We start from the raw sequence: 24,263 nt of genomic DNA, 5'->3' as shown, positions 1-24,263 counted from the left end.
CCGCCCCTTTTGGGGCAAACGCGGCCATTTCCCGGAATATCGGGGCGGCCGCAACCAAAGGGGGTCTGAGACATGACCCGAAAGAATGAGGGATTGATATGAGCGACGTCGCAGATCGTGTAAAGAAAATCGTTGTTGAGCACCTTGGTGTTGAAGAAGACAAAGTAACCGAGAATGCGTCGTTCATCGACGATCTTGGCGCTGACAGCCTCGACACGGTCGAACTGGTGATGGCATTCGAAGAAGAATTCGGTATCGAAATCCCCGATGACGCAGCCGAAACCATCCAGACATTCGGCGATGCGGTCAAGTTTATCACTGAAGCATCCTGAGCCCGGGCCGGGCCTGCCCGGTCTGTGAGCTGAAAAGGCGCCTTTCCCCGCGGAGAGGCGCCTTTTTCATGTGCGTGGTCCGCCAGGGCTTGAAACATGTCACCGTCCTGCGCCATCATTTGCACCAGAGGGCGAAAAGCTCCGGTGATTTTGAGGCTCAGGACATGTCGCGTACGATTCCGACCATTAATACGCAACGGCTGACCCTGCGCGGTATGCGCGCGGAGGATTTCAGCCGGTTTGCAGAGATCTGGTCCATGCCGGAGGTGGTCGAATTTATCGGCGGTGCGCCCTGGCCCCGCAGCAAGGCCTGGGCGGCGTTTCTGCGCAATGCAGGGCACTGGCAGATTACCGGTTTCGGGCAATGGGCCATCCACCGGCACCGTGCGCCCGATATGTCCGGTCAGGCCGGTTTCTTTTATGCCAAACGCGATCTGGGCGAGGATTTCGACAGTTTCCCCGAAGCAGGCTGGGTGCTGACACCTGACGCACATGGTCAGGGCTATGGTATGGAGGCCGTGCGCGCGGCGCATGACTGGTTTGACAGGGTCATTACCGGTCAGCTGGTCTGTATGATTACGCCCGAAAATACTGCTTCGTTCCGGATTGCCGAGGCGATGGGATACCAGCACATGCGTGACGCGGAACTGGATGGCGACCCTGTGACACTGCTGGTGCGCAAGGGGCCGCCGCAATAGCGGGTCGCTGCAGGGCAGCGTGCGCCGGGACTTGCACAGGAGAGCCTCCTCACTGTATGGGGAGCACCAAATTGAAGGGGGCAAAATGATGCGCAGAGTAGTTATTACAGGTCTGGGCCTGGTCACACCGTTGGCGGATGGCGTCGAGGCAAGCTGGTCGCGTATTCTGGACGGCCAGTCCGGCGCCGGGCCGATCACAGGCTTTGATGCCAGCAGGCTGGTCACGCAATATGCCTGCGAGGTGCCACTGGGTGATGGTTCGGACGGCACGTTTGATGCCAGCAGGTACATGGAGCCCAAGGAACAGCGAAAGGTCGACACCTTTATTCTGTTTGGCATGGCCGCAGCACAGCAGGCTGTTGAGGACGCGGGCTGGACGCCGGAGGACAAAGAGAGCCTTGAGCGCACTGGTGTTCTGATCGGCTCGGGTATCGGTGGTCTGAACTCTATCGCGAACACAGCCGTCATGATGCATGAGAAGGGACCGCGCCGCGTCTCGCCGTTCTTTGTGCCCGGCGCACTGATCAACCTGATCTCGGGTCAGGTGTCGATCCGGTACGGTTTCAAAGGGCCGAACCATTCGGTGGTCACGGCCTGTTCGACCGGTGCACATGCCATCGGGGATGCCTCGCGTCTGATCCAGCACGGTGATGCGGATGTGATGATCGCAGGTGGTGCCGAAGCCGCGATCTGCGAGATTGGGATTGCCGGGTTCAACGCATGTAAGGCGCTGAGCACGAAACGCGGCGATGATCCGCAGAAAGCCAGCCGCCCCTATGACGCAGACCGCGACGGTTTTGTCATGGGCGAGGGCGCGGGCATTGTGGTTCTGGAAGAATACGAACACGCCAAGGCGCGCGGTGCGAAAATCTATGCCGAAGTGCTGGGATATGGCCTGTCGGGTGATGCCTATCATATCACCGCCCCCTCTGAGGACGGTGAAGGTGGCGAGCGTTCCATGCGCAATGCGTTGCGCAACGCCGGTGTTGAACCTTCTGACGTGCACTACATCAACGCTCATGGCACATCTACCATGGCCGACACCATCGAGCTGGGTGCCGTTGAGCGCCTGATGGGCGATCACGCGGGCAATGTGACCATGTCGTCGACCAAATCCGCCACTGGCCACCTGCTGGGTGCGGCGGGTGCGATCGAGGCGATTTTCTCGATCCTGGCGATCCGGGATCAGGTGGCACCGCCCACGATCAACCTGGACAATCCGGCGGTTGAGACACCGATTGATCTGGCGCCCAACGCTAAACGCGAACGCGAGATCAACGTGGCGCTGTCCAATTCCTTTGGGTTTGGTGGTACCAATGCCAGCGTTGTCTTCGGGAAAGTCGGCTGATGTGGCGACATATCGCATCTAATGCGGTGACGGCGCTGATCGTGCTGCTGTTCCTGATGGGTGGCGTGATCCTCTGGGGGCAGCGCCAGTATCAGGGTGCGGGTCCGCTGGCCGAGGCGGTCTGTGTCCAGGTGGATCGCGGGACCAACATGCGCCGCGTGAGTGAGCAGCTTGAGGATCAGGGAGCCGTGAGTTCTGCCACGCTGTTCCGGATTGGCGCGGATTATGCGGAAAAGTCGTCCCTGCTCAAGGCGGGCAGCTATCTGGTTGAACCGGGTGCATCGATGTCCCAGATCGTGGATACGGTCACGCGCGGAGGCGCCAGCACCTGCGGGACCGAGGTGGTTTACCGCGTGGGTGTGAACCGCGTGAATGTGCAGCTGCGCGAGCTGAACCCGACCTCAGGACGGTTCGAGGAACTGGCATCGTTCAATCCGGCCGAAGACGCGACACCAGAGGTCTATGTCGACCGAAAGGGGAGCGCCGGGACGCGCTTTCGGATCGCGCTGGCCGAGGGTGTCACGAGCTGGCAGGTTGTTGAAAGCCTGAAGGCGATGGATGTTCTGGAGGGCGAGGTGGCCGAACTGCCGCCTGAGGGAGCGCTTGCACCCGACAGCTATGAAGTGCGCCCGGGCGATACCCGCGGCGAGGTCGTGGCGCGGATGGCGGATGCCCAGGCTGCGCGGGTCGCAGAAGTCTGGGAAACCCGCGCCGAGGATCTGCCGGTTCAGACACCCGAAGAACTGCTTGTACTGGCCTCTATCATCGAGAAAGAAACCGGCGTGGCGGAAGAACGCGGCCAGGTGGCCAGCGTTTTCGTGAACCGGCTGAACCGGGGGATGCGTCTGCAGACTGACCCGACCGTGATTTACGGCGTGACCGAAGGGCGGGGCGTGCTCGGACGTGGACTGCGCCAGAGTGAACTGCGTGCGGCGACCCCCTGGAACACCTATGTGATCGAGGGCCTGCCACCGACGCCGATTGCCAACCCCGGGCTTGCCAGCCTGGAGGCCGCAGCGCGCCCGCTGGAGACGCCCTATATCTTCTTTGTGGCGGACGGGACGGGTGGACATGCCTTTGCCGAGACCCTGCAGGAGCACAACCGCAACGTCGCCGAGTGGCGGAAAATCGAAGCGGAACGGCGCGAGCAGTCCACCGGAAACTGATATCCGGTCACGGTTCCGGGAGCGCGGCGAAAGACCTGTAAAACATCAGGTTTCCGCTTGTCGGGCGCCGCGCCGGACGCAAAAGGTTAACGGCACCGTACGGTCAACCATTTGACTTGACGTGATTTTTCTTGACTTTGCGCACGGTCCTGCGTATAACTTGTGACATGCTGGAAGAAATGGGCAAACGACCCCGGGAGTGATCCCGACGGGTCGTTTTTTCGTTTTTCTCGTGCGGAGACCTACGCGCATGAGAGGTAGAACCTGAATGACTCTATACACCCCGGAGCACGTAGCGGCACTTTCCGAAGACCTGCTGAAGTCGGTCATCGGATCCGTAAAAGATCTGCGCAAAGAACTTGAAGACCTCAGACAGAAGGTCAGCGCAGGAGAGGCCGTACAGACAACACAAGGCAGCAAAACGGTAGCGTCAGCGACGTCGCTGCTGAGAACCTGCCAGGAAGTGGAGAACCGACTTGTCGAATGCCGAAGCAAATCCGCCGGTATCGCCCAGGGGGGCTATGCCCTCGACCTTGAAAAAGCACGGGCTGATATCGGGTGCAAGCTGGATCGGCTCCGCTGCACGGGACGTGCAGGAGAGCTTCCTGAATGAACTGAATGAGGGAGAGCTTCTGGCTCTCCCTTATCTTTTCGAGTTCTGGGCCATGCCACATCAGTTGCCGCCCGGCGGCGACTGGCGGTCCTGGGTGATCATGGGCGGGCGTGGTGCGGGTAAGACCCGCGCTGGTGCAGAGTGGGTCCGGTCACAGGTTGAGGGAGCAAGACCGCTCGACGAGGGCAGAGCGCGCCGGGTGGCCCTGGTGGGCGAAACCGTCGATCAGGTGCGCGAAGTGATGATTTTCGGCGACAGTGGGATACTTGCCTGTTCGCCGCCGGACCGCAGGCCGGTCTGGGAGGCCGGGCGCAAACGCCTGGTCTGGCCAAATGGCGCCATAGCCACGGTGCATTCGGCGTTTGACCCTGAGGGACTGCGGGGGCCGCAGTTTGATGCGGCCTGGGTCGACGAGCTGGCCAAATGGAAAAAAGCAGAGGCTACATGGGATATGCTGCAGTTTGCACTGCGGCTTGGTGACAGGCCGCAGGTCTGTGTCACCACAACACCGCGCAACGTTGGCGTGCTGAAAGAACTGCTGAAGGCGCCGTCGACCGTTGTGACGCATGCGCCGACAGAGGCCAATGCAGCCAATCTGGCGGCGTCATTCCTGGAAGAAGTCCGGACCCGCTATGCCGGGACCCGGCTGGGACGGCAGGAGCTGGACGGTGTTTTGCTTGAGGACGCCGAAGGTGCGCTCTGGACCACTGCAGGGATCGAGGCGTGCCGGGTGCGCGACGCGCAGGCGCTGGACCGTATTGTGGTGGCGGTTGATCCGTCGACTACGGGCAGCAAGTCGTCTGATGAATGCGGTATCATCGTTGCCGGTGTCACCATGCAGGGGCCGCCACAGGAATGGCGCGCCGTTGTTCTGGCCGATTGCACGGTTGCGGGCGCAAGCCCTGCCGGGTGGGCCCGTGCGGCTGTAGAAGCGATGGAGTTTTATGGGGCTGACCGCCTGGTGGCAGAAGTCAATCAGGGCGGGCAGATGGTGGAAGAGGTGCTGCGGCAGGTTGATCCGCTGGTACCCTATACAGCCGTTCATGCGACCCGGGGCAAGTCTGCCCGGGCCGAACCGGTTGCCGCGCTTTATGAACAGGGCCGGGTCCGGCACATGCCGGGTCTTGAGGTGCTCGAAGACCAGATGTGCCGCATGACGGTACAGGGATATGAGGGCCGCGGATCACCTGACAGGGTAGATGCGCTGGTCTGGGCGCTGCATGCGCTGATGATCGAACCGGTTGCAAAATGGCGCGCGCCGAGGGTGCGTACGCTCTAGTAACCAGATTTCCTGAAATTTTCTGAACAATGAGGCAACGGACCGGCGAGCCCGGTGCCGGCTGCCGTGTTGCGCGGGCTTTGTCACCGCGCGGCGTCCAATTCTGAGGAGCGACACTATGGTTTTTGACTTTCTGAAAAAGGCGGCGCCGGTGAATGTGCCGGAACAGAAGGCGAGCGCGACCGGGCCTGTCGTGTCCTGGCAGTCGTCGGGACGTGTCGCCTGGAGCCCGAGAGATGCGGTGTCGCTGACGCGGACCGGCTTTTCGGGCAATCCGGTAGGGTTCCGGTCTGTCAAGCTGATCGCCGAAGCTGCCGCGGCCCTGCCGCTGGTGCTGCAGGACAGTGAGCAGCGGTATGAGACACATCCGCTGATGACACTGGTGTCGCAGCCCAATCCGATGCAGGGCCGCGCGGAACTGCTGGAGGCGCTTTATGCGCAGCTGCTGCTGACCGGGAACGGATATGTTGAGGCCGTTGCGGGTGCAGCTGGCACACCGGTTGAGCTGCACGTGCTGCGCTCGGACCGGATGAGCGTAGTACCCGGCGCGGATGGCTGGCCTGTTGCCTATGAATACGCAGTCGGTGGTCGCAAGCACCGTTTTGATGCGTCCGGCGATCTGCAGCCTGTCTGCCACATCCGCAGTTTTCACCCGCAGGACGACCATTACGGCTTCAGCCCGATGCAGGCCGCAGCCATGGCTGTTGATGTGCATAATTCAGCGAGCCGCTGGTCCAAAGCGCTGCTGGACAATGCCGCGCGTCCGTCGGGGGCCATTGTTTATCGCGGTGCCGAAGGGCAGGGCAGTATGGCAAACGATCAGTACGAACGACTGGTGGCCGAGATGGAAAGCCATCATCAGGGCGCGCGTAACGCCGGACGCCCGATGCTGCTGGAAGGCGGGCTGGACTGGAAACCCATGGGTTTCTCGCCCTCAGACATGGAATTCCAGAAAACCAAGGAAGCCGCGGCGCGTGAGATCGCGCTGGCCTTTGGTGTGCCGCCGATGCTGCTGGGCATTCAGGGTGACGCGACCTATTCCAACTATCAGGAAGCGCACCGGGCGTTTTATCGCCTGACGGTTCTGCCGCTGGCCACACGGGTTACAGCCGCGCTGGCCAACTGGATTGCCGGATATTCCGGCGAGGCGCTGACCCTCAAACCTGATCTTGATCAGGTACCTGCCCTGGCCACAGAGCGGGATGCTCAGTGGAACCGCGTTGCCGGCGCAGACTTTCTGACACAGGCCGAAAAACGTGCCCTGCTGGGTCTGCCCGCGCTCGGGGCCGGGGAGTGACCGGCAATGGATAAATTCGAGTGCGCGCCGGGGCTGCGTCTGCAGGCCCATGAACGGGTGGCCGAGATCCAGCACGCCAATCTGACACGCCGGCTCGACCGGATCGAAGAGATGATGGAGCGGTTGGAAAAGCGTTTGTGGTTAACGGTTTACGGCATCGTCGCAATGATCCTGGGACAGGGTCTGCAGTCTTTGCTGGCCGCCGCGCCATGATGCCGACCGGTCGCAGGTCACACCAGATATTCAAGGAGAAACGCCATGGAACATGATACCGGGCTGGAGCACAAATTTGCCCGTTTCGGCGATGCCGTCGCGGTTGAGGACGACGGGATTATCAGCGGATACGCCAGTCTGTTCGGCGCCGTTGATCAGGGCAACGACGTTGTCGCGCCGGGTGCATACAAAGCATCGCTTGAGGCGCTGTCCGCCCGCGGGGCGACCGTAAAGATGCTTTGGCAGCATGATCCCGCGCAGCCCATCGGGATCTGGGACGAGGTTCGCGAGGACGCACGTGGCCTGTGGGTCAGCGGACGACTGCTGGACAGCGTCGAAAAGGGTCGCGAGGCCGCAGCGCTGATCAGGGCGGGTGCCATTGACGGGCTGTCCATCGGCTATCGCACACGCAAGGCCACAAAGAACACGGAAGGCCAGCGCCTTCTGACGGAACTGGAGCTCTGGGAAGTGTCGCTGGTGACCTTTCCGATGCTGCCCAGTGCGCGGGTCGCCGCCAAATCGGAGGATTCCGGTCTGGAGGACACCCTGCGTGACATGGCCGCCGCCTTTGCGGGTGCGCGCGCTGATCTGGCGCGCCGCTGACGCGCACCTGTTGTACCGGCCGCGCCGGACGTGCGGCCGCAACCACCACATTGAGGAAACTGCCAATGAGCAAGACCGAAGCAAAGGCGGCAGGCGGGACAGGTTTGTCCCCTGCCGAGGACGTCAGACAGGCCGTGACCGGCTTTGTCACTGATTTCAAGAACTTCCAGAACGAAATTGACATGAAACTGCAACAAACAGAAGAGCGACTCACCATGCTGGACCGTAAATCGAACCTCCCCCAACGCACACCTCTCGGAGGTGCCGTTGATGCCGGCGCACCGCATCAGAAGGCTTTCAATGATTACCTGCGCTCCGGTGACGACGACGGTCTGCGCGGCCTGGAGATGGATGTGAAATCCATGTCCACGGCGCTGAACGCTGACGGTGGTTACCTGGTGGATCCGCAGACCTCTGACGCGGTCAACTCGGTACTGCGGTCGACATCTTCGATCCGCTCTGTGGCGTCGGTTGTGAATGTCGAGGCAACATCCTACGACGTTCTTGTGGACCACACCGATCTTGGTGCGGGCTGGGCAACCGAGACTGCGGATACGACCGAGACAGGCACACCGCAGATCGACCGCATTGTCATTCCGCTGCACGAACTGAGTGCATTGCCCAAGACATCCCAGCGCCTGCTGGACGACAGCGCATTCGACATCGAAGGCTGGCTGGCTGAGCGCATCGCGGACCGTTTTGCGCGGGCAGAAGCCGCTGCATTCGTGAACGGGGATGGTGTCGATAAACCGCGTGGTTTCCTGAACCACACAAACGTCGACAATGATGTCTGGACCTGGGGTAACATCGGCTATGTGCCGACGGGTATCGACGGTGATGTCACAGCAGATTCGGTGATTGATCTGGTCTATGCGCTGGGTGCGCAGTACCGCGCCAATGCAACCTTTGTCATGAACTCCAAGACAGCGGGCCTGATCCGCAAGCTCAAGGACAATGATGGTCGTTTCCTCTGGGCCGATGGTCTCGCGGCAGGCGAACCTGCGCGTCTTATGGGGTATCCTGTACTGATCGCCGAAGACATGCCGGATGCCGCCAGCGGTGCCGATGCAATTGCCTTTGGTGACTTTGACGCAGGTTACACCATCGCCGAACGTCCCGATCTGCGCGTGTTGCGCGACCCGTTCAGCGCCAAGCCCAACGTTCTGTTCTACGCAACAAAACGCGTCGGCGGTGACGTAAGCGACTTTGCAGCGATCAAGCTGCTGAAATTCGCCACCTCCTGAACTGTGAAGTGACGATACCGGTGTCGCGGCATTTGCCGTGTCACCGGGCCGGGTGCGCTCCGGCAGGTTCCGTGTTGTCTAGCTGCTCCCCTCCGACCGAGCAACACGGACAGGTGCGCACCCGGTTTCCACGACCGGGGAGCAGGAGAACTGGAGAGTTTCGATGATGTTGATCGAAGAGACGACGGTGCCGGACGGCGCGCTGCCGGTCGAAGATTTCAAGGCGCACCTGCGTCTGGGTACAGGCTTCGGTCAGGAAACGTCGCAGGACGAGGTGCTGACCGGCTTTCTGCGCGCTGCGATCGGTGCCGTAGAGGCGCGGACCGGCAAGGTCCTGATTACGCGCAGTTTTGGCTGGTCGCTGTCTTTCTGGCGCGATCTCAATGCCCAGGGGCTGCCTCTGGCGCCTGTGTCGGCCATCAGCAGTGTGACAATCGTCGCACGCAACGGTGATGAGGTACTGGCAGCGCCCGAAGCCTACTGGCTGGAGAAAGACAGTCAGCGGCCGCGCCTGCGGTCAACGGGCGCCGCACTTCCCGGCATTCCCGCAAACGGGTCCGTCGTGATCCGGTTTGATGCAGGCTACGGTGCTGCATGGGCCGATGTGCCGCCGGATCTGCGCCAGGCGGTGATGCTGCTGGCAGCGCATTACTATGAATACCGCAACGAGACCTCGCTCAGCGACGGCTGCATGCCCTTTGGTGTGACCAGCCTGATCGAGCGGTATCGCATCATGCGGATCGGGACGGGGGGTCTGCGGTGACTACGCCGCGGCTGAACCGCCGCCTTGAGCTCGAAGAGCCGCAACGGGTGCCCGATGGTGCAGGGGGCTTTGTCACGCAGTGGCAGGTTCTCGGTACTCTGTGGGCACAGGTTACCGCAAGGACGGGCCGTGAAACAGCCCAGTCGGGTGCGCCAATCTCTGCCATGAGCTACCGGATTGTTGTGCGCGGCACGCCTTTTGGTGCGCCGGACCGTCCGCGGCCAGAACAGCGGTTTCGCGACGGCGAGCGTCTTTTTGTCATCCAGGCGGTGGCTGAGGAAGACGCTGACGGCAGATACATCACCTGCTTTGCCACAGAGGAGACTGCGGTATGAGTTATGCCATGTCGGGCGCGCTGCAGGCCGCCATATACGAAACCCTCGTCAGTGACACGGCTCTGGCGGCGCTTGTCGGGACTGATATCTACGATGCCGTTCCCACAGGCACAGTGCCTGAAACCTGGGTCGGTCTCGGCCGTGAACGGGCGCGGGATGCGTCTGATCAGACCGGGTCCGGCGCGTTCCACACGATAGAGATTTCCGTCTTCACGACGCAGCCGGGTTTTGCAGGTGCAAAGGCAGTCGCTGCAGCGGTTTCTGATGTGTTGCACGATGCAGACCTGTCGCTGACACGGGGCCGTCTGGTGTTCATGCGCTTTGAGCGCGCCCAGGCCCGGAAGATTGATGACAACGCCGGACGCGAGATCCTGCTGCGATTTCGCGCCCGCGTCACAGACGAATAACGCCACACACACAACGCACGAGGAGAGAACCCATGGGTGCTCAGAACGGTAAGGACCTGCTGATCAAGGTCGATATGGATAACACGGGCCTGTTTTCGACACTGGCCGGGCTGCGCGCCACGCGCGTGAGTTTTAATGCCGAGACAATCGATGTCACCAGCCTGGAAAGTCAGGGGGGATGGCGCGAGCTGCTGTCAGGCGCGGGTGTCCGCTCTGTCTCCATCAGCGGCTCCGGGGTTTTTCGCGACGCGGATACCGATGAGCGCGCGCGTCAGCTCTTTTTCGATGGCGAGGCGCCGGCGTTTCAGGTCGTCATTCCGGACTTTGGCATTGTTGAGGGGCCTTTTCAGGTCACATCCATTGAATATGGCGGCAGCCACAACGGCGAAGCGACATACGAGCTGTCGCTGGCCAGTGCCGGTAGCCTGACCTTCACAGCGCTCTGACCATGACAAATCCCTGGAGGGGTGATGTGGCCCTGGTCATCGATGATGAAACACATGTGATGCGCCTGACGCTGGGGGCCCTGGCAGAGCTGGAGGACGGCCTGGAGGCCGGATCGCTGCTGGAGCTTGTGCAGCGCTTTGAAAGCAACAGTTTCACCAGCCGCGACGTGCTGGCCCTGCTTGGGGCAGGTCTGCGGGGAGGGCGGTGCGATCTGTCCTCTGAGGATCTGCTGCACGCCCGGATTGAAGGAGGCCCGATGGCCGCCGCGCGGGCAGCTGCGGAACTGCTTGCGCGTGCCTTTGTGGTGCCGGGCGCATGAGCAAAGGCCTCGACTGGCCGGCACTGATACGTGCCGGGATCCGGGGGCTGGGTCTCAGGCCAGAGGAGTTCTGGCAGCTGACGCCTGCGGAGTTTCAGCTGATGCTTGGTGAACCGGGTCAGTCCGGGCCGCTTCTGAGCGGTGGTCTTCAGGCGCTTATGGACGCCTGGCCAGACGAAGAGAAAAAGGACGGAACAGATGACCGATGAACGCGGCTTTGAGGATCTGGAGGCACGCGCCGACGGGTTGAACGAAACCCTGGGGCAGACAGGCACTCTGGTGAGCGGGTTCGACGCAGAACTGCAGCGTATGAAAACCTCGTTGCAGGCCACCGGCCGCGATGTGGCCATTCTGGAGCGCAGTCTGAGCAGAGGGCTCAAGAGTGCTTTCGACGGTGTGATTTTTGACGGCATCAACCTGTCTGAAGCGCTGAACACTGTTGCGAACAGCATGATCAATGCCACCTACAATGCGGCGATCAAGCCTGTCACCAACCAGCTGGGCGGCCTTCTGGCCAGCGGAGTTGGTGGTCTGGTAGACAACATTCTGCCTTTTGCCGACGGCGCGCCTTTCAGTCAGGGCCGTGTCATGCCTTTTGCCACAGGCGGTATCGTCAGTGGTGCCACGCCCTTCGGGATGCGCGGTGGTATGGGGATCATGGGTGAGGCCGGGCCTGAGGCGATCATGCCGCTGGCGCGTGGTCCGGACGGTAAACTTGGTGTGCGCGGAGCCGGCGGCACGGGCAGCACAATCGTCATGAACATTTCCACCCCGGACGTCCAGGGGTTCCAGCGCAGCCAGGGGCAGATCGCGGCGCAGATGACGCGTGCGCTCAGCCGTGGCCAGCGCAACCGATAAATCACTAAGGGGAGCAGACCCATGCAGTTTCACGAAGTCAGATTTCCGGTCACTCTGAGCTTTGGCTCGGTCGGTGGGCCGGAACGCCGCACCGATGTGGTGACAATCAGCAACGGATTTGAAGAGCGCAATGCGCCGTGGGCTCATTCGCGTCGGCGCTACGATGCAGGCGTGGGTATGCGGTCGCTCGATGACGTGGAGACAATGATTGCATTCTTTGAGGCCCGGTTCGGACAGCTTTACGCATTTCGCTGGAAAGACTGGTCTGATTTCCGCTCCCGGAAGCCGTCTGAAGAAATCACCGCCATCGATCAGGAGATCGGGACCGGCGATGACAGCCAGACCGCCTTTTCACTGACGAAAACATACCGTTCCGGTGAACATACCTACGTGCGGCCCATCACCAAGCCGGTTGCCGGCACGGTGCGGGTTGCAGTTGCCGGCAATGAGCTGGCTGAAACGGTGGATTACACGATGGACCTCGCCACCGGTACAATCACGTTCGTAACAGCACCTGCGGCTGGGGATCCGGTTACCGCCGGTTTTGAGTTCGACGTGCCGGTCCGCTTTGACACGGACAGCATTCTGACCAGTGTGGCGAGCTTTCAGGCCGGCGAAGTGCCCAATGTGCCAATTGTCGAGGTTCGGATCTGATGAGCGGCATGGATGCAGGGCTGAAGGCCCACCTGGAAAGTGGACTGACCACAATAGCTCATGCGTGGGCCATAAAACGCAAAGACGGGATCGTGCTGGGTTTTACAGACCATGACCGTGAGCTGTCGTTCGATGGCATTTCGTTTCGCGCGGATACCGGTATGAGCGCGATGACACTGGCACAGTCCACGGGTCTTTCAGTCGACAACACGGAGGCGCTCGGTGCTCTGAGTGATCTTTCGATCCGCGAAACTGATATCGAGCAGGGCCGGTTTGACGATGCCACGGTTGAGGCCTGGCTGGTCAACTGGCAGGACGTGTCGCAGCGATGGATGCAGTTCCGGGGCTCTATCGGCGAATTTCGAAGAGCAGATGGCGGTTTTCAGGCTGAACTGCGCGGGTTGACCGAAACACTGAACCGGCCGCTGGGCCGGGTGTACCAGAAACCCTGCACGGCGGTACTGGGCGACAGTGTCTGTGGCTTTGATCTGACTGCGCCGGGGTTTTCACTTGATATACCGGTTGAAGACGTCAGCAACGCCCGCGTGTTTCGCTGGCAGAATGTGGATGCTTTTGCCGCAGGGTGGTTTGCGCGGGGCCGTTTTGAGGTACTGGACGGGCCAGCGGCCGGGCTCAAGGGCATCATTAAGCAGGACCGTACGGACGGGAGCACCCGGATCATAGAGCTCTGGGAACCGGTGCGTGCTGACATTCCGGCCGGGACCATGGTGCGGCTGATCGCGGGTTGCGACAAGCGGAGTGAAACCTGCCGCACCAAATTCCTGAACCTTGCCAATTTTCAGGGGTTTCCGGATGTGCCCGGCGAAGACTGGATGCTTGCCGTGCCGAAATCGACCGGTCCGAACACCGGCGGGAGCCTGAGATGACGTATCAAACAGATCTGATTTTGTCAGAAGCCCGTGGCTGGATCGGCACGCCCTATGTGCACCAGTCATCTGTCAAAGGGGCGGGCACGGATTGCCTTGGGCTCTTGCGCGGGGTCTGGCGTGCGCTTTATGGCGATGAGCCGGAAAAGGTTCCCGCGTATTCGCTGGACTGGTCTGAAGTACGGCGGGACGAACAGTTGTGGGCGGCTGCCCTGCGTCATCTGACACCCAAAACACTGGAGGATGAAGCACCGGGAGACGTGCTGCTCTTCCGTATGCGGACGGGTGCTGTGGCGAAACACCTCGGTATCGTCGGCCGTATCGGCGCCGAAGCCAGTTTTGTGCATGCCTATTCGCGTTTTGGGGTCATTGAAAGCGCGCTCAGTCGCCCCTGGCGGCGTCGGGTTGTTGCCCGTTTTGCATTTCCAGAGGAGGCCAGCTGATGGCTACGATTGTTCTTTCCGCTGCGGGCTCGGCCCTTGGTGCCTCACTTGGTGGCACAGTTGCGGGCATTTCGACGGCGGTCATCGGCAGGGCCGTTGGTGCCACCGTTGGTCGCGTGATCGATCAGAAGCTGATCGGTGAAGGATCAGATGCGATTGAGACAGGTCGTGTCGATCGCTTTCGTCTGTTCAGCGCCAGCGAAGGCGAACCGCTGGCACAGGTATATGGTCGGATGCGTCTCGGAGGCCAGGTCATCTGGGCATCGGACTTTTCCGAGGTTGTCAGCGTGTCGGGCGGCGGTGGCAAGGGCATCAGCGCGCCGAGCCAGCCGCAGACCCGCAGCTACAGTTACACCGTCAACCTGGCCGTCGCGATCTGCGAGGGCGAGATTACGCGTGTCGGGCGGATCTGGGCAGATGGTGAGGAGATCGCCCCTGACGACCTGAACATGCGCATTTACAAAGGCAGCACAGATCAGCTGCCTGATCCTGTCATAGAAGCGATTGAAGGCACCGGCATGGTGCCGGCCTACCGGGGCACGGCCTATGTGGTTTTTGAAAACCTGGCCCTTGAGCCGTTTGGCAACCGGGTGCCGCAGTTTTCTTTTGAGGTCTCGCGCCCTGAGCAGACCGGAGAGGCGGATGCAGGCTTTGCGCCGACTTATGGCATCCGTTCTGTGGCTCTGATGCCCGGGACAGGTGAGTATTCGCTCGCCACGACACCGGTTTATTACTCAGACGGACCGGGCAGTCGCTGGACCGCCAACGTCAACACGCCGACCGAGAAACCGGACTTCCGGGTCTCCCTTGAAGCGCTGGACGAAGAGCTTCCGAACTGCGAGGCGGCATCGCTTATCGTTTCGTGGTTCGGCAACGATCTGCGCTGTGGCAGCTGTTCTGTGCGGCCGAAAGTCGAAAAGAAGGAATATGAAGGCGAAAACATGCCCTGGGTAGTTTCCGGTCTGAACCGCGGAACGGCCGAGGCCATGGTTCTGGATGAACAGGGGCGTCCCGTTTATGGCGGAACACCCGCCGACCGCGCCGTGATGCAGGCGATTCAGGCGATGCACGCCGCGGGCAAAGCGGTCATGTTCTATCCGTTCATTCTGATGGATCAGCTGAACGACAACACGCTTCCCGATCCCTATGCGCCCGGGTCGTTCCAGCCACGGTTGCCGTGGCGCGGGCGTATCACGCTGTCAGTTGCGCCTGGCGTGGACGGATCACCCGACGGAACGGCAGACGCTGATGCGGAAGTTGACGCGTTTTTCGGCAGTGTCTCGGCGTCGGATTTCGCCGTCGCCGGTGGTGCAGTTACCTACAGCGGGCCGGATGAATGGACGCTGTCGCGATTTGTGCTGCACTATGCCGCGCTCTGCAAGGCAGCGGGTGGTGTAGAGGCCTTCTGCATCAGTTCGGAAATGCGCGGTCTTACCTGGATACGCGGTGCGGGCAACAAATTCACAGCGGTTGAACGGTTGCGCCAGCTGGCTGCTGAAGTGCGCGCGATCGTCGGGCTGGAAACGAAAATCAGCTATGCGGCAGACTGGTCTGAATACTTCGGGTACCAGCCGCAGGATGGCAGCAACGACCGTTATTTTCATCTTGACCCGCTCTGGGCCGATCCGGAAATCGATTTCATCGGTATTGATAACTACATGCCGCTGTCAGACTGGCGGGATGGCGACACGCACCTCGATCGGGACGCGGGTTCGATCTATAACCTGGATTATCTGCGCTCGAATATTGCCGGCGGGGAGGGATACGACTGGTTCTACGCCTCAGAAGAGGATCGCGCCGCGCAGGTCAGGTCACCCATCGAAGACGGAGCGCACGGAGAACCATGGGTTTTCCGGTACAAAGATCTGCGCAACTGGTGGGAAAACGAGCACTACGAGCGTACCGGCGGCGTGCGCGCTGCTGCGCCCACGGAATGGGTACCCGGATCCAAGCCATTCTGGTTTACCGAATATGGCTGCGCGTCGATCGACAAGGGCACAAACCAGCCGAACAAGTTCCTGGATCCGAAATCATCCGAAAGCAGCCTGCCCAGATATTCAACGGGCGCACGGGATGATCTGATGCAGATGCAATATCTGCGCGCCATGGTCTCCTACTGGGACGATCCGGAAAATAACCCTGAAGCATCGGTGTATTCGGGGCGCATGGTCAACATGGATCGTGCTTTTGTCTGGGCCTGGGATGCGCGTCCCTATCCTTATTTTCCGAACAATGCCGACCAGTGGAGCGATGCGGCCAATTACGCGCGCGGTCACTGGATCAACGGGCGCACATCTGCGCGGTCACTGTCTTCTGTTGTTGAGGAGGTCTGCACCCGGGCCGGTCTGGTGAACTTCGATACCAGCGGGCTCTATGGAACCGTGCGGGGGTATATGGTCAGCGAGGTGGGAGATGCACGTCAGGCATTGCAACCGCTGATGCTGCGCTATGCCTTTGATGCGGTGGAGCGGGACGGTCAGCTCGTATTCCGGATGAGAAATGGTCTGAACCCTGTCCCGCTGGACCGGGAGCAGGTCGCGCTGAGTACCGAGCTGGATGGTGCCATTGAACAGACACGGTCACCCGAAGCTGAAATGGCTGGCCGCGTCAGGCTGCGGTTTGTGCAGGCAGACGCAGGTTTCGAAGTGCTGTCGGAAGAGGCCGTTCTCGAGGACGAAAAAGCGCATACGGTCTCAACGTCGGAGATACCGATCGCACTGACCCGGACGGAAGGACGCCAGACCGCGGAACGCTGGCTGACGGAGGCACGTGTGGCGCGCGAAGCGATCAGATTTGCGCTTCCTCCCTCGTGTCTGAGTATGGGCGCGGGAGATGTGGTGTCGCTGAGAAGTGACCAGTCCGGAAACCCCGCTCTGTACCGTATTGACCGGGTAGAGCAGGGCGCCCTGCAGATTGTTGAGGCAGTGCGGATAGAGCCGGATGTCTATCAGCCTGCTGAACTGTCTGATGAGGTCACCCGGCCGCGTTCTTTTGTGCCGCCTGTCCCGGTCCTGCCGCTTTTCATGGATCTGCCCCTGATCACCGGGGACGAGGTCGCCCATGCACCCCATCTTGCTGTGACGGCACAACCCTGGCCCGGAACTGTGTCTGTTTACCGCTCGCCCGGTGACAGCGATTTCAGACTGACGGATGTCGTATCGGCACGTTCGGTCATTGGTGTCACGGAAACTGAAATGCGTGCATCGCGCCCGGGTCGTTTTGATGATGGCGCACCACTGCGGGTGAAGCTGACCAGTGGCAGTCTGAGTTCTGTTCAGGAGGCTGCACTGCTGAGTGGGGCGAACCTGGCAGCAATCGGGGACGGTACGCCGGGAAACTGGGAGGTGTTCCAGTTCGGGGAAGCAGTCCTTGTCGATCAGAACACGTGGGATCTGACCCATCGTCTGCGCGGGCAACTGGGCAGTGACGCGGTGATGCCGGATGTCTGGCCAGAGCAATCATGGTTTGTGCTGCTGAACGGGATACCGAACCAGCTTGATCTGAGCCGGAACCTCAGACGTGTATCGCAGACGTATCGTATCGGTGCCGCGCGTCGGCCTGTGGATGATCCGTCCTATGTCGAGGACGTTGCGGCGTTCGACGGCAATGGCTTGCGTCCCTATTCACCTGTCCACCTGCAGTCGTCCACGGAGCCGGACGGTACTGTCCGGTTCGGCTGGATACGGCGTACACGCCTTGATGGCGACAACTGGGATACGCCTGAGGTGCCGCTGGCCGAAGAGACAGAAAGCTATGCGGTGAAAGTCCTGAAAGACGGTGATGTACGGCGGGAGACCACCACAGCTCTGCCGGAATGGCGCTACAGCCCGCTTGATCGCAGTGAAGATGGCGTTGTGGCACCGTTTACGGTCGAAGTTGCTCAGATCTCTGCAGTCTATGGCCCCGGACCGGCCACGGCGCTTGGGATCGATTTCTGATGCGCGCCTTCTTACTGTCAGACCTCGTCAGTACGGCACGTGTTCTGCATGCCGTCCCGGAAACCGAGCGCAGACCACTGCTGAACCGGCTGATCACGCAGTCTCACTATGCCGATGTGTTTTTCAGAAAGCTGGGCTATCCACATCCACGCTGGGGTAACGGCGCGCTGGGCAGTGCCGCCAGAGGGTATCCGGCTGGCAGGCGGTGTGATCTGACGGATCCGGAGTTCTGCGACTGTCTCCTTGTCGTTCTGGAGGGTATCCGGGCTTTCAGGAACCGCCCGACCTGATGAGAGTTTCCGACAGACATTCCTGTACGGAATGAGGTCCATCACGGCTTTGCGTTTGGAATTTCCGGGGTGAGAGGTTAAATGTTCCCGGGAAAGGAACATCACCATGGCTGAACTCAAGGCAAAGATTGCTGCTGTAGATCCTGCATGGGATCAGATCTGCAACGAAGCGCGACAGGCTGCGCTGGATGAACCGCTGATGGGTGGGTTCCTGCACGCCTGTATTCTGCACCACAAGAGCATAGAAAAGGCATTGTCCTATCGTATTGCAGCCAAGCTGGCATCCAATGAGATGTCGATGGTTGTCGTACGGGAAATGGTCGAAGAGGCATATGCGTCCGACCCTGAGCTTGTGCGGGCGGCGCGTGCTGATCTGGTTGCGATTTACGAGCGTGACCCGGCCTGTCACCGGCTTTTGCAGCCGATCCTGTACTTCAAGGGCTACCAGGCGATGCAGGCGTATCGTGTCGGCCATCACCTGTGGAAGCAGGGTAAGCGCGACCTTGCCTATTTTGTGCAGATGCGGGTTTCCGAGATTTTCGGCGTCGATATCCACCCGGCTGCCCGTATCGGGCGTGGCATTATGATCGATCACGCGCATTCCATTGTGATCGGTGAAACGGCCGTGGTTGGTGACAACGTGTCGATGCTGCATTCGGTCACGCTGGGCGGGACGGGCAAAGAAGAAGAAGACCGTCATCCAAAGATCGGAGATGGAGTTCTGATTGGCGCCGGTGCGAAGGTGCTGGGTAACATCAGGGTTGGTAACTGCAGCCGTATTGCTGCAGGTTCTGTTGTGCTGGAAGAAGTACCGCCGTGCAAAACGGTGGCGGGCATTCCGGCGCGGATCGTGGGGGAGGCGGGCTGTGACCAGCCATCGGTATCCATGAACCACATGCTGGGGCCTGACGCGTGACCCTTTGAAAAGACGAAACTGACGGCCCCGGTTTCCGGGGCCTTTTTTTGTTTGCGACAAATCCCTCACGGCCCGGGACATCCATGTTAAGCTTGGACACCAACGCAGTGGGGGAGAAATTGATATGACATCATCCTGTCGTCTGGCACTGGCTCTGTCCGGCATGTTTTTGCTGGCCGGATGCGATCTGATCACAGAGACGCTGAGAAATCTGGAGCCAGAGCGCTTCAGTCTGCAACCTGTGATACTGGGGATGCAGGTGACACAGCATCGTACCCGGTCAGGTACCTGCACAGGCATCGACGAGCAGGGCGGGCTGTCCAGTTCGGAGCGTTTGTGGCGGGATGGTGGTGGCCTTGAGGCGCTGGGCGCTCTGGTAGGATACGAATCCGTGCTGGTCAAAGGCCAGGATCCGTTTCCCTGCGATACCTGGATATACAGCGCGTTTCAGGCGAAGGTGTTCTTTGACCTGAGCGGGTTGCCGGAGGGTACGGTGATCGACGACGCGGTCCTGCGCTATACCCGTCGCAATGAAGGCGGTATCGAGGGTGTGTTCCAGACCTCTCCCTGCGTCTATGTCACGACGGAAACATCGGGCCTGTCGACCACAGAGGTCGTGCGTGCCAGCGGACCGGATGCCTTTATCACGGGGCGTGCTACGCGGCCCCAGACGCAGATCGGCAGTGGCGTCACTTTCGGTCTGGAGCGCACCGGCCACGTCGTCAGCAGCAGCCTGTCCCGGACGCTGCGCAGTGGCGCGGAAAACACCTGGTTTGTCTTCTCGCCTCAGCCGGGCAGGGCCTTTACCGAACATGACGAGGAGGGCGGTGCTTCTTATTGCACCATTGGGCTGCGTGACATTGTGCTGGAAATTGACGCGCTGGTACCTGTGAGCGGCTGAGCCCAACGGAAAACGGTCCGGGAAAACCGGGCCGCTTCAGAACTGTGATCGGATGACGGGTGTTACGCCAGCATGGTCATGGGATTTTCAAGATTGTCCTTGATCGCTGTCAGCAGTTGCGCACCCAGTGCGCCGTCAATCACGCGGTGATCGACCGAGAGCGTGACAGACATGACGGTGGCAACAGCCAGTTCGCCATCTTTGCCGACGACCGGTTTTTTGACCCCGGCACCGACGGCGAGGATCGCACCGTGTGGCGGGTTGATCACCGCATCAAAGTTGTCGATGCCGAACATGCCGAGGTTTGAGATTGCAAAGCTGCCGCCCTGGTATTCGTGCGGGGCCAGTTTGCGGTCGCGGGCGCGGCCCGCGAGGTCTTTCATCTCTGCCGACAGCGCCGACAGGGATTTCATCTCGGCATCTTTGAGGACCGGGGTGAAAAGACCGCCCTCGATCGCGACGGCCACGGCCACATCAGAGGGTTTCAGTTTCAGCATCCGGTCGCCGGCCCAGACGGCATTGGCATCCGGCACGGACTGCAGCGCCAGGGCGCAGGCCTTGATGATGAAATCGTTGACCGAGAGCTTCACGCCGCGCGCTTCGAGCTGTTTGTTCAGATCGCCACGGAATTTCAGGAGGGCGTCAAGCTCAATATCCCGGCGCAGGTAGAAATGCGGTATCGACTGTTTGGCCTCTGTCAGGCGGGCTGCAATGGTCTTGCGCATGCCGTTGAGGCTGATTTCCTCGTATTCGCGTCCCTGGTACATGGCCATAACCGCGTCGGCAGCAGGGCCAGCGGCGGGCGTTGCAGCCGGTGCCGGTGCCGCAGCGGATGCTGCAGCTGCCTGAGGTGCTGCGGAGGCGCTGAGGCCTTCAACGTCCGCCTTGACGATCCGACCGTGCGGGCCGGAGCCCTTGACCGATGCGAGATCGACGCCCTTGTCTGCCGCAATGCGACGGGCCAGCGGTGAGGCAAAGATACGTTTTCCATCAGACGCCTGCGGTGCCGCCGGAGCGGGGGCGGCCTTCTCGGGGCTTCCTGCCGGAGCCGCCTCGGCGGCCGCGTCAGCTGCTGGCGCAGCTTCCGGTGCGGGTGCGGGTGTATCGCCGATATCATCCGCACTCTCACCCTCTTCGAGAAGGATGGCAATGGTCGTGTTCACTTTCACACCTTCGGTGCCTTCAGCGATCAGGATTTTGCCGATGGTGCCTTCGTCCACGGCCTCAAACTCCATCGTGGCCTTGTCTGTTTCGATCTCGGCCATGATGTCGCCAGAGGAGACGGTATCGCCCTCCTTGACGTGCCATTTGGCGAGCGTGCCCTCTTCCATGGTCGGGCTCAGGGCGGGCATGAGAATTTCTGTAGGCATGATGCGCGCTCCTTACCTGTAGGTGACTTGTTTCACGGCGGCGATGACTTCGTCTGTCGTCACCAGCGCGTGTTTTTCAAGGTTTGCGGCATAGGGCATGGGGACATCCTTGCCGGTGCAGTTGATCACCGGCGCGTCGAGATAATCAAACGCCTCCTGCATGATCACCGAGCTGATGTAGTTGCCGACGGACCCCTGTGGCCAGCCTTCCTCGACCGTGACGCAGCGGTTGGTTTTCATCACTGATTTAATGATGCTGGCCGTATCCATCGGACGCAGCGTACGCAGATCGATCACCTCGGCGCTGATACCGTCCTCTGCCAGCTTTTCCGCGGCTTCCAGAGCGTACTGCATGCCGATGCCAAAGCTCACGATGGTGACGTCGTCGCCTTCGCGCCAGATACGTGCTTTGCCGAAGGGGACGGTATAGTCGTCCATGTCGGGCACATCAAAGCTGCGTCCGTAGAGGATTTCGTTTTCGAGGAAGATCACCGGGTTCGGATCGCGGATCGCGGTTTTCATCAGACCTTTGTAGTCCGAGGCCGAGTAGGGCATTACAACGCGCAGGCCGGGCACCTGCATGTACCACGCAGCATAATCCTGGCTGTGCTGCGCACCTACGCGGGCAGCAGCACCGTTGGGGCCACGGAACACCATGGGCGCGCCCATCTGACCGCCGGACATATAAAGCGTCTTGGCTGCAGAGTTGATGATGTGGTCAATCGCCTGCATGGCGAAGTTGAATGTCATGAATTCTACGATCGGGCGCAGACCGCCAAAGGCGGCACCGGTGGCAATGCCGGCAAAGCCGTGTTCGGTGATCGGTGTGTCGATCACCCGTTTGGCGCCAAATTCGTCGAGCATGCCCTGGCTGATTTTGTAGGCGCCCTGATATTCGGCGACTTCCTCGCCCATCAGGAACACGCTGTCGTCGCGACGCATCTCTTCGGACATGCCGTCGCGCAGCGCTTCGCGCACGGTCTGTTGTTTCAGGGTTGTGCCTTCGGGCCAGTCCGGTGTGCTGTCGGTTTGCGGTGCGGCAGGGGCGGGCGCCTCGGCGGCCGCTGGCGCGGACACCTCGTTGCCCGCGTCGGCAGCCGGGGCTGCCTCCGGCGCGGGGGCCGACACATTGTCTGCGGCAGAGGCGTCTTCGCCCTCTTCCAGCAGAACCGCAATCGCAATATTCACTTTGACACCTTCGGTGCCTTCAGCGACCAGGATCTTGCCGATCACCCCTTCGTCCACGGCCTCAAACTCCATCGTGGCCTTGTCGGTTTCAATCTCGGCCATGATGTCGCCGGAGGAGACGGTGTCCCCCTCTTTGACGAGCCATTTGGCCAGAGTGCCCTCTTCCATTGTGGGGCTGAGCGCGGGCATGAGAATTTCTGTTGCCATTGGTCAGGCCTCCTGCGGTACTTCTGTGGCGTAGATATCGGTCCAGAGCTCTTCGAGCGCGGGTTCCGGAGAGGTCTTGGCGAATTCGGCGCTTTCGTTCACGACGGCCTTGATCTCTTTGTCAATCGCCTTGAGATCATCTTCGGTCGCGTGTTTGCCTGTGAGCAGAAGCGAGCGTACTGCCTCGATCGGATCACGCTCGTCGCGCATCTTCTGAACTTCTTCGCGGGTCCGGTATTTGGCCGGATCCGACATGGAGTGGCCACGGTAGCGATAGGTTTTGATCTCCAGGATATAGGGGCCTTCGCCAGAGCGGCAGTGTGCGACGGCCTTTTCGCCGGCAGCTTTGACGGCCAGGACATCCATGCCGTCAACGGCCTCTCCCGGAATGCCAAAGGATTTTCCGCGCTCGTAGATTTCTGCCGAGGACGTCGAGCGCTGTTGCGATGTGCCCATCGCATACTGGTTGTTCTCGATCACGAAGATGCAGGGCAGTTTCCAGAGTGCGGCCATATTGAAGGCCTCGTAGACCTGGCCCTGGTTGGCAGCGCCATCGCCAAAATAGGTAAAGGTCACGCGCCCGTTTTCCTGGTACTTGTCAGCAAAGGCCAGACCGGCGCCCAGTGGCACCTGGGCTGCGACGATGCCGTGGCCGCCATAGAAATGCTTCTCTTTGGAGAACATGTGCATAGAGCCGCCTTTGCCCTTGGAATAGCCGCCTTCGCGTCCCGTGAGCTCGGCCATCACGCCGTTGGGGTCCATGCCGCAGGCCAGCATGTGGCCGTGGTCACGGTAGGATGTAATTCGCTTGTCGCCTTCTTCCGCAGCAGCCTCAAGGCCTACGACAACCGCTTCCTGTCCAATGTAGAGGTGACAGAACCCACCGATCAGTCCCATGCCGTAAAGCTGGCCGGCTTTTTCCTCGAACCGCCTGATCAGCAGCATATCCTTGTAATAGGCTTTCAGCTCTTCAGCTGAAACATTGGGCTTTCTGGCCGCTTTGCGGGTTGCCATATGGCTGTCCTCCGTCCTCTTTCCCGGCTTCTCCGGGTAGATAGTTTAGCGTTAAACTATCTATTATCGGATTCGGAAAGAATTTGCGAGTGTCATTCTGACGCGGCGTCAGAACAGACGCCAGAACAGCGGAAACTGGTTATCTGATGACGATTTCGTCGGCCCGTATCCGTCCGAGCACGCGGCGCGCCTGTTCATCGAGAAGGTCCAGATCAAGGTAGTCGTCTGACAGGCGCAGCGTCAGGTTTTCCATGCGCGCGACCTCAGCCTCAAGCTCGGCAAGCTGTGACCTGAGCACCTGGGCATCTGCGCTGATCTCGGCGCGCCGGAACAGCCCGAAGTCGCCCTGCACAGCTGCAAAAGTGAAATACGTCGCAAGCCCGAGGGCCAGGGTAAAGAACACAAAGGTTCCGAAAGCGGGACGGTTCTGCCTGTTCATCTGCGCGTTGCCTGTGTCACTGCCTCTTGGTGGGCATGCACGGACTATGCCACAAAAGCAGAGTCCTGTGAATCCCCCAAAGGGTGAAAACCGC

General features: G+C 60.6%; 28 protein-coding genes. 24 read left to right on the top strand and 4 right to left on the bottom strand.

All coding sequences use genetic code 11. The annotated features are described in order from the left end of the window. Positions 1–98 precede the first annotated feature (98 nt). The 24 genes from Q0792_RS03355 (at position 99) to Q0792_RS03240 (ending at position 19,951) form a co-directional block, all read left to right on the top strand. Positions 99–332, top strand: a complete 234-nt coding sequence (locus Q0792_RS03355) for an acyl carrier protein (protein ID WP_028091986.1) — start codon at positions 99–101, stop codon at positions 330–332. A 164-nt stretch (positions 333–496) separates the two neighbouring features. Then, positions 497–1,030: a GNAT family N-acetyltransferase gene (locus Q0792_RS03350; protein WP_298836408.1), complete on the top strand. Its 534-nt coding sequence runs from the start codon at positions 497–499 to the stop codon at positions 1,028–1,030. A gap of 88 nt (positions 1,031–1,118) precedes the next feature. Continuing rightward, a complete protein-coding gene (gene fabF, locus Q0792_RS03345) occupies positions 1,119–2,378 on the top strand; it encodes a beta-ketoacyl-ACP synthase II (protein WP_298836406.1) in 1,260 nt (419 codons plus the stop codon). Then, the gene (gene mltG / locus Q0792_RS03340) at positions 2,378–3,544 is read left to right on the top strand and encodes an endolytic transglycosylase MltG (protein WP_298836404.1); all 1,167 of its coding nucleotides are present in this window, start codon (positions 2,378–2,380) and stop codon (positions 3,542–3,544) included. Before fabF ends, mltG begins: the two co-directional genes overlap by 1 nt. 268 nt (positions 3,545–3,812) lie before the next feature. After that, on the top strand, positions 3,813–4,157 hold the full coding sequence (locus Q0792_RS03335) for a hypothetical protein (protein WP_298836401.1): 345 nt from the start codon (positions 3,813–3,815) through the stop codon (positions 4,155–4,157). Positions 4,158–4,209: 52 nt separating this feature from the next. Next, the gene (locus tag Q0792_RS03330; protein ID WP_298838589.1) at positions 4,210–5,436 is read left to right on the top strand and encodes a terminase family protein; all 1,227 of its coding nucleotides are present in this window, start codon (positions 4,210–4,212) and stop codon (positions 5,434–5,436) included. A gap of 118 nt (positions 5,437–5,554) precedes the next feature. After that, positions 5,555–6,733, top strand: a complete 1,179-nt coding sequence (locus tag Q0792_RS03325; protein WP_298836399.1) for a phage portal protein — start codon at positions 5,555–5,557, stop codon at positions 6,731–6,733. Between the two features lie 6 nt (positions 6,734–6,739). Continuing rightward, positions 6,740–6,946 carry a hypothetical protein gene (locus tag Q0792_RS03320; RefSeq protein ID WP_298836397.1) on the top strand — a complete coding sequence of 69 codons (207 nt, stop codon included), beginning with the start codon at positions 6,740–6,742 and terminating at the stop codon, positions 6,944–6,946. A 45-nt stretch (positions 6,947–6,991) separates the two neighbouring features. Continuing rightward, positions 6,992–7,549, top strand: coding sequence for an HK97 family phage prohead protease (locus Q0792_RS03315; protein ID WP_298836395.1), 558 nt, complete (start codon positions 6,992–6,994; stop codon positions 7,547–7,549). Between the two features lie 65 nt (positions 7,550–7,614). After that, on the top strand, positions 7,615–8,793 hold the full coding sequence (locus tag Q0792_RS03310; RefSeq protein ID WP_298836393.1) for a phage major capsid protein: 1,179 nt from the start codon (positions 7,615–7,617) through the stop codon (positions 8,791–8,793). A 163-nt stretch (positions 8,794–8,956) separates the two neighbouring features. Then, the gene (locus tag Q0792_RS03305; RefSeq protein ID WP_298836391.1) at positions 8,957–9,556 is read left to right on the top strand and encodes a head-tail connector protein; all 600 of its coding nucleotides are present in this window, start codon (positions 8,957–8,959) and stop codon (positions 9,554–9,556) included. Continuing rightward, a complete protein-coding gene (locus tag Q0792_RS03300; protein WP_298836389.1) occupies positions 9,553–9,891 on the top strand; it encodes a phage head closure protein in 339 nt (112 codons plus the stop codon). Before Q0792_RS03305 ends, Q0792_RS03300 begins: the two co-directional genes overlap by 4 nt. Next, the gene (locus Q0792_RS03295) at positions 9,888–10,298 is read left to right on the top strand and encodes a DUF3168 domain-containing protein (protein ID WP_298836387.1); all 411 of its coding nucleotides are present in this window, start codon (positions 9,888–9,890) and stop codon (positions 10,296–10,298) included. Before Q0792_RS03300 ends, Q0792_RS03295 begins: the two co-directional genes overlap by 4 nt. Before the next feature lie 32 nt (positions 10,299–10,330). After that, complete coding sequence (locus tag Q0792_RS03290) at positions 10,331–10,744, top strand: phage major tail protein, TP901-1 family (protein WP_298836385.1); 414 nt, start codon at positions 10,331–10,333, stop codon at positions 10,742–10,744. A gap of 2 nt (positions 10,745–10,746) precedes the next feature. Beyond that, a complete protein-coding gene (locus tag Q0792_RS03285; protein WP_298836383.1) occupies positions 10,747–11,064 on the top strand; it encodes a gene transfer agent family protein in 318 nt (105 codons plus the stop codon). Then, on the top strand, positions 11,061–11,273 hold the full coding sequence (locus Q0792_RS03280; protein ID WP_298836381.1) for a rcc01693 family protein: 213 nt from the start codon (positions 11,061–11,063) through the stop codon (positions 11,271–11,273). Before Q0792_RS03285 ends, Q0792_RS03280 begins: the two co-directional genes overlap by 4 nt. Beyond that, on the top strand, positions 11,263–11,922 hold the full coding sequence (locus Q0792_RS03275) for a phage tail tape measure protein (RefSeq protein WP_298836380.1): 660 nt from the start codon (positions 11,263–11,265) through the stop codon (positions 11,920–11,922). The genes Q0792_RS03280 and Q0792_RS03275 overlap by 11 nt, the downstream gene beginning before the upstream one ends. Before the next feature lie 21 nt (positions 11,923–11,943). Continuing rightward, complete coding sequence (locus Q0792_RS03270) at positions 11,944–12,576, top strand: DUF2460 domain-containing protein (RefSeq protein ID WP_298836378.1); 633 nt, start codon at positions 11,944–11,946, stop codon at positions 12,574–12,576. Then, positions 12,576–13,463, top strand: a complete 888-nt coding sequence (locus Q0792_RS03265) for a DUF2163 domain-containing protein (RefSeq protein ID WP_298836376.1) — start codon at positions 12,576–12,578, stop codon at positions 13,461–13,463. The genes Q0792_RS03270 and Q0792_RS03265 overlap by 1 nt, the downstream gene beginning before the upstream one ends. Next, positions 13,460–13,906: a peptidase gene (locus Q0792_RS03260; protein ID WP_298836374.1), complete on the top strand. Its 447-nt coding sequence runs from the start codon at positions 13,460–13,462 to the stop codon at positions 13,904–13,906. The genes Q0792_RS03265 and Q0792_RS03260 overlap by 4 nt, the downstream gene beginning before the upstream one ends. Then, on the top strand, positions 13,906–17,844 hold the full coding sequence (locus Q0792_RS03255; protein ID WP_298836372.1) for a glycoside hydrolase TIM-barrel-like domain-containing protein: 3,939 nt from the start codon (positions 13,906–13,908) through the stop codon (positions 17,842–17,844). Before Q0792_RS03260 ends, Q0792_RS03255 begins: the two co-directional genes overlap by 1 nt. Next, entirely contained in the window at positions 17,844–18,134 is a 291-nt protein-coding gene (locus Q0792_RS03250; RefSeq protein ID WP_298836370.1) for a hypothetical protein, read from the top strand. The genes Q0792_RS03255 and Q0792_RS03250 overlap by 1 nt, the downstream gene beginning before the upstream one ends. A gap of 106 nt (positions 18,135–18,240) precedes the next feature. After that, entirely contained in the window at positions 18,241–19,050 is an 810-nt protein-coding gene (gene cysE / locus Q0792_RS03245; protein WP_298836367.1) for a serine O-acetyltransferase, read from the top strand. 124 nt (positions 19,051–19,174) lie between these two features. Then, positions 19,175–19,951: a hypothetical protein gene (locus tag Q0792_RS03240; RefSeq protein ID WP_298836365.1), complete on the top strand. Its 777-nt coding sequence runs from the start codon at positions 19,175–19,177 to the stop codon at positions 19,949–19,951. 62 nt (positions 19,952–20,013) lie between these two features. Here the strand turns inward: Q0792_RS03240 and Q0792_RS03235 are convergent, their stop codons facing one another. The 4 genes from Q0792_RS03235 to Q0792_RS03220 form a co-directional block, all read right to left on the bottom strand. Beyond that, positions 20,014–21,321 (bottom strand): pyruvate dehydrogenase complex dihydrolipoamide acetyltransferase, encoded by a 1,308-nt coding sequence (locus Q0792_RS03235; RefSeq protein ID WP_298836363.1) that lies wholly within the window; start codon positions 21,319–21,321, stop codon positions 20,014–20,016. A gap of 12 nt (positions 21,322–21,333) precedes the next feature. After that, on the bottom strand, positions 21,334–22,716 hold the full coding sequence (locus tag Q0792_RS03230; protein WP_298836361.1) for a pyruvate dehydrogenase complex E1 component subunit beta: 1,383 nt from the start codon (positions 22,714–22,716) through the stop codon (positions 21,334–21,336). 3 nt (positions 22,717–22,719) lie between these two features. Next, on the bottom strand, positions 22,720–23,730 hold the full coding sequence (pdhA, locus tag Q0792_RS03225; RefSeq protein WP_298836359.1) for a pyruvate dehydrogenase (acetyl-transferring) E1 component subunit alpha: 1,011 nt from the start codon (positions 23,728–23,730) through the stop codon (positions 22,720–22,722). Between the two features lie 139 nt (positions 23,731–23,869). Then, entirely contained in the window at positions 23,870–24,169 is a 300-nt protein-coding gene (locus Q0792_RS03220; protein WP_298836357.1) for a septum formation initiator family protein, read from the bottom strand. Positions 24,170–24,263: the final 94 nt, after the last annotated feature.

Source organism: uncultured Roseobacter sp. (assembly GCF_947495025.1).
Classification (GTDB): Bacteria; Pseudomonadota; Alphaproteobacteria; order Rhodobacterales; family Rhodobacteraceae; genus Roseobacter.
The sequence above is the reverse complement of the archived record's forward strand: the minus strand, read 5'-3'. Positions and strand labels throughout refer to the sequence as shown.

Bases quoted from the DNA above. Each gene is read 5' to 3' on its own strand.
- Q0792_RS03355 (WP_028091986.1), top strand. From the start codon at position 99: ATGAGCGACGTCGCAGATCGTGTAAAGAAAATCGTTGTTGAGCACCTT.
- Q0792_RS03350 (WP_298836408.1), top strand. From the start codon at position 497: ATGTCGCGTACGATTCCGACCATTAATACGCAACGGCTGACCCTGCGC.
- fabF (WP_298836406.1), top strand. From the start codon at position 1,119: ATGCGCAGAGTAGTTATTACAGGTCTGGGCCTGGTCACACCGTTGGCG.
- mltG (WP_298836404.1), top strand. From the start codon at position 2,378: ATGTGGCGACATATCGCATCTAATGCGGTGACGGCGCTGATCGTGCTG.
- Q0792_RS03335 (WP_298836401.1), top strand. From the start codon at position 3,813: ATGACTCTATACACCCCGGAGCACGTAGCGGCACTTTCCGAAGACCTG.
- Q0792_RS03330 (WP_298838589.1), top strand. From the start codon at position 4,210: ATGCCACATCAGTTGCCGCCCGGCGGCGACTGGCGGTCCTGGGTGATC.
- Q0792_RS03325 (WP_298836399.1), top strand. From the start codon at position 5,555: ATGGTTTTTGACTTTCTGAAAAAGGCGGCGCCGGTGAATGTGCCGGAA.
- Q0792_RS03320 (WP_298836397.1), top strand. From the start codon at position 6,740: ATGGATAAATTCGAGTGCGCGCCGGGGCTGCGTCTGCAGGCCCATGAA.
- Q0792_RS03315 (WP_298836395.1), top strand. From the start codon at position 6,992: ATGGAACATGATACCGGGCTGGAGCACAAATTTGCCCGTTTCGGCGAT.
- Q0792_RS03310 (WP_298836393.1), top strand. From the start codon at position 7,615: ATGAGCAAGACCGAAGCAAAGGCGGCAGGCGGGACAGGTTTGTCCCCT.
- Q0792_RS03305 (WP_298836391.1), top strand. From the start codon at position 8,957: ATGATGTTGATCGAAGAGACGACGGTGCCGGACGGCGCGCTGCCGGTC.
- Q0792_RS03295 (WP_298836387.1), top strand. From the start codon at position 9,888: ATGAGTTATGCCATGTCGGGCGCGCTGCAGGCCGCCATATACGAAACC.
- Q0792_RS03290 (WP_298836385.1), top strand. From the start codon at position 10,331: ATGGGTGCTCAGAACGGTAAGGACCTGCTGATCAAGGTCGATATGGAT.
- Q0792_RS03285 (WP_298836383.1), top strand. From the start codon at position 10,747: ATGACAAATCCCTGGAGGGGTGATGTGGCCCTGGTCATCGATGATGAA.
- Q0792_RS03280 (WP_298836381.1), top strand. From the start codon at position 11,061: ATGAGCAAAGGCCTCGACTGGCCGGCACTGATACGTGCCGGGATCCGG.
- Q0792_RS03275 (WP_298836380.1), top strand. From the start codon at position 11,263: ATGACCGATGAACGCGGCTTTGAGGATCTGGAGGCACGCGCCGACGGG.
- Q0792_RS03270 (WP_298836378.1), top strand. From the start codon at position 11,944: ATGCAGTTTCACGAAGTCAGATTTCCGGTCACTCTGAGCTTTGGCTCG.
- Q0792_RS03265 (WP_298836376.1), top strand. From the start codon at position 12,576: ATGAGCGGCATGGATGCAGGGCTGAAGGCCCACCTGGAAAGTGGACTG.
- Q0792_RS03260 (WP_298836374.1), top strand. From the start codon at position 13,460: ATGACGTATCAAACAGATCTGATTTTGTCAGAAGCCCGTGGCTGGATC.
- Q0792_RS03255 (WP_298836372.1), top strand. From the start codon at position 13,906: ATGGCTACGATTGTTCTTTCCGCTGCGGGCTCGGCCCTTGGTGCCTCA.
- Q0792_RS03250 (WP_298836370.1), top strand. From the start codon at position 17,844: ATGCGCGCCTTCTTACTGTCAGACCTCGTCAGTACGGCACGTGTTCTG.
- cysE (WP_298836367.1), top strand. From the start codon at position 18,241: ATGGCTGAACTCAAGGCAAAGATTGCTGCTGTAGATCCTGCATGGGAT.
- Q0792_RS03240 (WP_298836365.1), top strand. From the start codon at position 19,175: ATGACATCATCCTGTCGTCTGGCACTGGCTCTGTCCGGCATGTTTTTG.
- Q0792_RS03235 (WP_298836363.1), bottom strand. From the start codon at position 21,321: ATGCCTACAGAAATTCTCATGCCCGCCCTGAGCCCGACCATGGAAGAG.
- Q0792_RS03230 (WP_298836361.1), bottom strand. From the start codon at position 22,716: ATGGCAACAGAAATTCTCATGCCCGCGCTCAGCCCCACAATGGAAGAG.
- pdhA (WP_298836359.1), bottom strand. From the start codon at position 23,730: ATGGCAACCCGCAAAGCGGCCAGAAAGCCCAATGTTTCAGCTGAAGAG.
- Q0792_RS03220 (WP_298836357.1), bottom strand. From the start codon at position 24,169: ATGAACAGGCAGAACCGTCCCGCTTTCGGAACCTTTGTGTTCTTTACC.